This window comes from Lysinibacillus sp. NPDC093688 (assembly GCF_050280145.1).
GTDB classification, from domain to species: domain Bacteria; phylum Bacillota; class Bacilli; order Bacillales_A; family Planococcaceae; genus Lysinibacillus; species Lysinibacillus xylanilyticus_B.
On sequence record NZ_JBNNUX010000077.1, the window covers coordinates 1 to 7,633 of the forward strand.

Here is a 7,633-nt window from a genome sequence, read left to right on the forward strand (position 1 = left end):
TTAGCCATCCATGTAGCGCAAAATCAACACTACACCACAGAAAATGAAAGATTTTTACGTTCTTTCATGGGAGTTTAATAAGAACAGCGACGCTTATCCCACAATCGCGCCCGATTATTGAAGATCGTTATTCAACTCAAGCCTCCATTAGTTTAAAAAAACTTTCAAAATCTCAATAAAAATACAAAAAACGACCATGTTATACATGACCGTTTTTGATTTATTAATTTTTTTTCAATATTCGCTGTAAAAAGGCAGAGAATTGTTCTCTTGTGACTGGTTCATTAGGCATAAAATTTCCATTTGCTCCAACAGTAATGCCGTTACTTGCTAGGATTTGAATTTCTTTATAAAAAATATTCGATGACTTCACGTCTTTAAAAGGGATTCCATTTCCATTCATTTTCAAATTAAACGTATTCACTAAAATTTTTGCAAGTTCTCCACGTGTGACATTAGATTTAGGACTCATATAATTACCATATCCACTAATAATACCTGCTTCGTAAAACTTCTTAATTTCTGGATAAAAAGGCTGACTAGTACTTACGTCTGTAAAAGATTTCATGTTACGGATTTTAGGAAAATTCAGTCCTTCAATACGACTGATGAAGGCAAAAACGTGTTGCCTCTGAATGGGCTCTTTAGGATGGAAACTTCCATCAGAATATCCTTTATTGATACCTACTTGTGCAAGAGATTCTATTGCTTCATAATACGGATGCATTGCAGGTACGTCTGTAAACCTTTGAATACGGAGAGTTAAATCGTATTCTTCATAGCCATTAATTCCATACCTTGGTCGAAAAGATACATAATATGTACCTGCTTTTAACTCTTTTGTTTCTACGATTTGACTTGTATTGCTTGTTACATAGCCACCAGAGTGGAGTTGACCTTCTTCATCTTCAAATATAAGTGCACCAAAACCTTCACGGTCATTGGCAATAAACGTCACTTTTTCAGCATTTTCTAAAGTAAACTTATAATAATCTGTAGTTTGGTTGTAGCTATATCCTGCATTATATAAAAAGCCTCTTACAGTTTTATTATTTTGGATAACATCGGCAGTTATTTTATTTGAATTCCTACCGCTTTCCCACTCATTTTCGTCTAATGGAACAAATTGCGTTGATACTAAGTAATTAACATCAGGTGTATTTTCGGCTTGAAGACCTATATTAAAATAGTAAGTTCCTGCTTGTAGTAATACGTCAACTTCACTCGGCTCATTAGAATTTTTAACGGTAATCACTTTTTCACTATTTTCATTCGTCACTACTAGTTTAAGGTCACTTTTACGAATGCCTGTATCTTGAATTATTAATTTTACCTTTCCAAAGGATGGAACCTCTACTTTATATATATCAATATCATTAGAACTCGTTGTACCATAAAGTGTCCCCTCTAATGTTGTACCTATCTTATATGAATTCGCATTTGCATATTCATTGTTAGGTTCTACATCTTGCCCTTCAATATGACTCGTTTCATAACTCACTTGATATTCTCCCTTAGATATGAAACCAGCTGAAACACTAATCTGATAAGTACCCTTCTTTAAATTAATGGACTTAACCGTCTTTTCCGTATCTCCATCTTCTAAACTTGTTGTTGCACTTGCGATACGATTCCCATTACTATCCATCAAAAGGATATGATAAGTATTGGGATACACGTCTTCAAGATTAAGGTCAACACCATCCTTTAATGTAAACGTCACTTTTGCATCTTCTTTTAGGTCTAAAGTGTATTTATCATCTTCGACAATATTAGAATAAATACCCTTGATGATTTCACCTTCTAGCCAATTGGAGTCATCAGCTTTCGCATTAATCATTGGTATTGAAAAAGAAAGCAATATAAAAACCAAAAAGGTAGTTTTTTTCATAATAACACCTCTTAATTTCAATTATCACTATTTTAATAGTAATGGAGATTGATAAATAGCGGTATATATTGGGTATTTTCAAGGAATTGATCTGAGTAAAATATGTCCGACAAAATAAGTGTAAATCCCTGTTGGATAAACGCCTCCCATAGTTTAAGTACAATCCTCCACGATATGACCCATAAACGTAAAAAAGAGCCTCTCCTTATTCAAGAAAATGGCCCGAATGTTGAACAACGAGTTAAATAACACTATTCAACTAAACTGCTCCGTTAGTTTAAGTGAAAATTTTCACAAGCTAAACTTCAAAAAATTACCTCGAAAAATACTAAAAAAGTGATTTTTATCAATCTTTATTATAAACAATCAATCTTTTTTACAAAGCAATATCAGGGTAAGTCTAAAGACTTTATGCAGAAAGAGAGGATAACTCTATTTATCTGATAAAAAGATGAGTATATTCGATAAAACGTATGTAAGAAAACCTTACATAGATATTGTGTTTTTCATCCTTGTGATGTATTTTAAAAGCAGTTGTAAAAGAATTGTGTAAACTAAAATTACATTGGAGTGGTGGGAAATGAAACATTATACAAAAGAAGATATTAAACGTCGTGTTAAGGAAGAAAATGTGAAATTCATTCGCCTACAATTTACTGATATATTAGGAACAATAAAAAACGTTGAAGTACCAGTTAGTCAATTAGAAAAAGCGTTGGACAATAAAATTATGTTTGATGGCTCATCGATTGAAGGATTTGTACGCATTGAAGAATCAGATATGTACTTGTGTCCAGACCGTGATACATTCGTCATTTTTCCATGGACTGCGGAGAAAGGTAAAGTGGCCCGTTTTATTTGTGATATTGTTAGACCGGATAGTACACCGTTTGAAGGCGACCCCCGTTCCAATCTGAAGAGGGTTTTAAAGGAGATGGAGGAGTTAGGTTTTAGCTCATTTAATTTAGGACCAGAGCCAGAGTTTTTCTTATTTAAGCTAGATGAAAAAGGGCATCCAACGCTCGAGTTAAATGATAGTGGTGGATACTTCGACTTAGCCCCAACTGACTTAGGGGAGAACTGTCGACGTGATATCGTATTAGAGCTAGAGGAAATGGGTTTTGAAATTGAGGCATCTCATCATGAGGTTGCTCCTGGTCAACATGAAATTGACTTTAAATATGCAAATGCTATCGAAGCATGTGATAATATTCAAACGTTTAAGCTTGTTGTAAAAACGATAGCTGCACAGCATGGACTGCACGCAACGTTTATGCCAAAACCACTATTTGGTGTTAACGGTTCTGGAATGCACTTCAACTTATCGTTATTTGAAGGGGATAAAAATGCGTTTTATGATGAAAATGCAGAATTGCAATTAAGCGAAACAGCGCGTAGCTTTATGGCAGGAATACTAAAACATGTACATGGTTTTACAGCTGTCACAAACCCACTTGTTAATTCCTATAAACGATTAGTGCCGGGCTATGAGGCTCCTTGCTATGTAGCATGGTCTGCACAAAACCGTTCACCACTTATTCGAATTCCAGCTGCACGAGGATTATCAACACGTATCGAGCTTCGTTCTGTCGATCCGGCAGCAAATCCTTATTTAGCAATGACTGTTATTTTAGCAGCTGGGCTCGATGGAATTCGCAAAAATCTCACACCACCGGATGCTGTAAATCGAAATATTTATAAAATGTCACGAGCTGAACGTGAATTGAATGGTATCGATAGTCTCCCATCGTCATTGGAATACGCACTCCTTGAACTCGAAATGAATCATATCATACGTGAAGCACTTGGAGACCATATCTTTGAAAAATTCACTGCTGCTAAAGAAATAGAATGGAATAAATACCGTACACGTGTCCATAACTGGGAGCGGGAAGAATATTTAAGAATGTATTAGAAGGGGAGTGTTGGGGCTTTGGGGCTCCGACACTTTTTTTGATCCGAAATACGATGGATTGAGTGTCAAAGAAGAAGGCTATCCCTATTTTTCATTGATAGGGATAGCCATTTTTAGTTAGGGAGTTCACTTTGGATAATTAATTTGTATTTATTATTTGGGAGCTCTTGGTCATAGATATAAATATCATTTTCAGCTGAAAATCTAAAAAAATAATGTGTTTCTAACAAACCATCCTCAACTAATAGATAATCCTGTATCTTAAATTTTTTATAGTATCCATTATCATTGAAATATAAAAATACTTCATTATTAAAATCAGTGTTAAGTTCACTTACCGAGTCAATATCCGAAACAACTTCTTGCGAATGATTGGTCACAGCGTCATAAAAAATTAGCTTACCATCACCAGTTGAAGGTTCAGATGGGTCGCCAAATGTTAGATAAACCCATTGTTGATCATTCAGAAGCCTTGCCCAACCAATAAATTCATATGAACTCTTAAATTCTTTTATTTCTTTACTTTTCAGATCATACAAATAGATATATCCAAAATGATCTTTTTTATCAGTAAATAATAATTTTCCATCCTTTGCAGACAAAGATGTAAAGCTATTTAAATTAAATATACTTGTTGTTTCGTCTGTTTTGAGATTCTTAAGCATAACTTCAGCTTTTTCACTTTTTCTGTCCATTTTAATCCAAGCTGCGTAGTCTCCAATTAATATGGGAAAATCATTAGTAACGTTTTCTTCATTTTCTTTTGTCAATGGCTGAATTTCTTGTGTCTTTAAATTCATAAAATATGGATTCAGATACCCTCCATTTTCATCGGTATCTACCCATAATAACCAAGTATCATTTAATTCTACCCCTTGAACTGATGGCAACTTAAATCTGCTATTAAATATAGTTTTGTATTTCTGAGTCTTTCGATTATATTCAACAATTTTATTATCAAGAGAAGGACTCTCTTGATCTACACTCATATAAATATAGTCAGCATTACCCCTGTAAGAGTTAATATTAGTAAAAGGTACGTCTACCGTTTTATTAAAATCTTTATCGATTATTTGGTAAAAATTTGAACTTTGGGGTTTAATCAAAGATCTATTTGACTGTACACCATTATATACGGCTTTAAAAACAATAAATAGGAATATAGCTGCACATGATAGTATTATTGTTCTCTCTATTATTTTCAATTGAATCTCTCCATTTAGACTAAGGTAATAACATTTAGATTGATTTAAAGCAGATCTTTCTGTCTAGGTAAGAGTTGAATTTTTAGTAGCGAATAACATCTACAAAAGCTCAATATCTTGTCCTGTTTTAAAGGATTGTAATTTTTCTTTTAAAACGGTTTTGAGAATATTAAATCCTTTTGTTCCAGTACAATGGCAAGAATAAATACAGTCAATCTCCATTTCGTTTAATGTATTACCAATTGAGATTACTTCTTCTCTTGACTTTCCTAAAGTGTTAACTATGGGGAGATCAATTAAATGAAATCCCCCAATAATAGCGTTGATATTCTTATTTGGAAATTTTTCAGTTATCGTTTTAGTTATGTTTACAATTCCATGATGACTACAACCGCTAAATAATACTAACTCGTTTTCGTTTTCAATCACTAACACGATTTCGTGATTAAAATCATCTAATTCCTTCTTATCCCCTTTATAAAGATTGTTCCTATATTCATTTGTGGGCTCTAAATGAATAATATGAATTCCCTTTGTAAGTTCTATACCCTCGTAAATAAACTTCAAACGATTATCGACATTTTTTATTGTATCCTTTGCACCTACATTATGATAATAAGGTCCAATTTTTAACCAATGTGATTCTAATGCATTCGAAGACAAATAAATGGGAGCATGTTTATTTACTTCATCCAAATAACTTAATCCTCCAATATGATCAGAATGCCCGTGTGAAATAATTACTGCATTCGCTCTGTTTAAATCGATACCTAAAGCTTGTGCATTTTTTATATAAGAGTGATTGGAACCTAAGTCAAAAATAATGTTCAGTTGTTCGGTCTCTATATACAATGATAAACCATGCTTTGCTGTTAATTTTTTATCTAACTTCGAATTTTCGAGGATAGCAGTAATTTTCAAAAAAAACCTACTTTCTAATGAAGATTAATCATGAATGCTAGACATATTAATTTAGTATATTGTTGTAACTCTTCAATTTAATGTTTGTATTCTAAATGGGGAATATTCCAAATCCTTACATTCTATTTTACCATATAAATGGTTATTTACTTTTTTTATCAATGGGAAAAGGGAGGAAATTTAGCTTTGTGAATTATTATCTCTAGGGTTATTTGATTTCTTATTAACTAGAGAAAGAGATGAACTACTTTAATTTAAAGGGGGCTAAGGTGTTTTACAACGAAAACATTTTGTTGTGACAATTACTTCCTTTTGACCTATGATTAGAAGAAACGGGGGGAAATGTATGACGCAAGCTACTCAAGTTGTAACGATCCAAAACAATGATATTGTGCAATTTGAACATGATATTAATAACGCATTACTGGATTTGAGCGATTATTTAATAGTGGATATTAAATATAATACGTTATATATAGGGGAGCATACAGTTATACATTCAGCTTTAATTATTTATAAATAATTGATTAAAAGGGGGATACACCTTGTCAAAAATATATTGGGTAACCATTGCTAAAAGAACAGATGAATTTGAAGTGAAGCAGAATGTCATTGAAAAAATATTTGCTAAGAAATCTGAGCTAAAGGATTTTCTAGAGAAAGAAGGCTATTGTAGGGAAGCGAAAAATCAATATATTAAAATCGATGATGGATCGATATACGAAGCGGTCGTTGAAAAAGTAAAAATTAAATAATCGATATGATAAGTGGTTACCCGTGGGTGAAAGGGAAATACCCGTGAGAGGTAATGCCAAGCACTAAGTATACTTTTCTAATCTTTGTTGTCCATAGGTATCTCCCTACTACTATTAATCATAATGCATGACGATTCAATTATTGAAATAATGATAAAAGAAATTGCCTATCTTCAGGGAAGGATAATATTAAATCGAGTATTTCATCTTTTGATTTCCACGCAATTTCATAAATTAATTCATCGGGATCATGTATCATCATTTGTCCACCAGTAATGATCGTCTCAAAATATCGAACTTCCACTGCATCATTATTTTTATGTAACACTTCTCTGATGATGTCTACTACATATCCTGTTTCTTCATACACTTCACGAATACAACACCTCTCAAAACTTTCAGCAGTTTCTTTTCCTCCCGATGGTACTGCCCATGTTTTTATTTCTTCTTTAGTACCCTGCAAAACCATTAATAATTGATTGTCTTCATTGAAGCAAATTCCTGCAGCCCCTTGCCATTTAACCAATATCAAAACCTCCAATCTAATTACGCTATTTAATGATAATTTTAACATATTATGGATGATTATTAGGTGCTGAAGCTGACATTTTGTTAAAACGTATGTCATGTGAAGAAGTTGATTGTAGTGGAGGCTGGGCGACTCCTCGGGGATCAGCAATAGAGGAACGAAGGCTAAAACCATCACATCCTGTGATAACGCCTTCGTGACCAACATCGGTGCTGTTGCTGTCGCTGTCGCTGTGCTTTCGCACAAACAAAACCCTCTGCTGCCGCTACGTTAGCACTACGCTTTCGCGCAGAAAACACCTGTTGGCCCGAGACCTTGCAGCGAAGCGAAGCGGGAGGGGAACGAAGGCTAAAAGCATCACGTCCTGTGATAACGCCTTCGTGACCAACATCCTGTTGCTGCCGCTACGTTGCACTG

Annotated in this window: 7 protein-coding genes; 3 read left to right on the forward strand and 4 right to left on the reverse strand. The window is 33.9% G+C overall.

All coding sequences use genetic code 11. From position 1 onward, the window contains the following. Nucleotides 1-223: 223 nt before the first annotated feature. Complete coding sequence (locus ACQKN2_RS24710) at nucleotides 224-1,891, reverse strand: S-layer homology domain-containing protein (protein ID WP_427417280.1); 1,668 nt, start codon at nucleotides 1,889-1,891, stop codon at nucleotides 224-226. A 580-nt stretch (nucleotides 1,892-2,471) separates the two neighbouring features. On the opposite strand from ACQKN2_RS24710, the gene glnA reads away from it, so the two are divergent. Then, complete coding sequence (gene glnA, locus ACQKN2_RS24715) at nucleotides 2,472-3,806, forward strand: type I glutamate--ammonia ligase (protein ID WP_427417281.1); 1,335 nt, start codon at nucleotides 2,472-2,474, stop codon at nucleotides 3,804-3,806. A 113-nt stretch (nucleotides 3,807-3,919) separates the two neighbouring features. Here glnA and ACQKN2_RS24720 read toward each other — a convergent pair whose 3' ends face one another. Both ACQKN2_RS24720 and ACQKN2_RS24725 read right to left on the reverse strand, forming a co-directional pair. Then, on the reverse strand, nucleotides 3,920-5,011 hold the full coding sequence (locus ACQKN2_RS24720) for a hypothetical protein (protein WP_427417282.1): 1,092 nt from the start codon (nucleotides 5,009-5,011) through the stop codon (nucleotides 3,920-3,922). Between the two features lie 99 nt (nucleotides 5,012-5,110). Then, on the reverse strand, nucleotides 5,111-5,932 hold the full coding sequence (locus ACQKN2_RS24725; RefSeq protein ID WP_427417283.1) for an MBL fold metallo-hydrolase: 822 nt from the start codon (nucleotides 5,930-5,932) through the stop codon (nucleotides 5,111-5,113). A gap of 346 nt (nucleotides 5,933-6,278) precedes the next feature. Between ACQKN2_RS24725 and ACQKN2_RS24730 the strand changes: the two genes are divergently transcribed. Both ACQKN2_RS24730 and ACQKN2_RS24735 read left to right on the forward strand, forming a co-directional pair. Continuing rightward, nucleotides 6,279-6,455: a sporulation protein Cse60 gene (locus ACQKN2_RS24730; RefSeq protein WP_268635783.1), complete on the forward strand. Its 177-nt coding sequence runs from the start codon at nucleotides 6,279-6,281 to the stop codon at nucleotides 6,453-6,455. A 22-nt stretch (nucleotides 6,456-6,477) separates the two neighbouring features. Beyond that, nucleotides 6,478-6,687: a hypothetical protein gene (locus ACQKN2_RS24735; RefSeq protein ID WP_427417284.1), complete on the forward strand. Its 210-nt coding sequence runs from the start codon at nucleotides 6,478-6,480 to the stop codon at nucleotides 6,685-6,687. Nucleotides 6,688-6,826: 139 nt separating this feature from the next. On the opposite strand, the gene ACQKN2_RS24740 is transcribed toward ACQKN2_RS24735, so the two are convergent. After that, nucleotides 6,827-7,261, reverse strand: a complete 435-nt coding sequence (locus ACQKN2_RS24740; protein WP_427417285.1) for an NUDIX hydrolase — start codon at nucleotides 7,259-7,261, stop codon at nucleotides 6,827-6,829. Between the last annotated feature and the right edge of the window lie 372 nt (nucleotides 7,262-7,633).

Bases quoted from the DNA above. Each gene is read 5' to 3' on its own strand.
- ACQKN2_RS24710 (WP_427417280.1), bottom strand. From the start codon at position 1,891: ATGAAAAAAACTACCTTTTTGGTTTTTATATTGCTTTCTTTTTCAATA.
- glnA (WP_427417281.1), top strand. From the start codon at position 2,472: ATGAAACATTATACAAAAGAAGATATTAAACGTCGTGTTAAGGAAGAA.
- ACQKN2_RS24730 (WP_268635783.1), top strand. From the start codon at position 6,279: ATGACGCAAGCTACTCAAGTTGTAACGATCCAAAACAATGATATTGTG.
- ACQKN2_RS24740 (WP_427417285.1), bottom strand. From the start codon at position 7,261: ATGTTAAAATTATCATTAAATAGCGTAATTAGATTGGAGGTTTTGATA.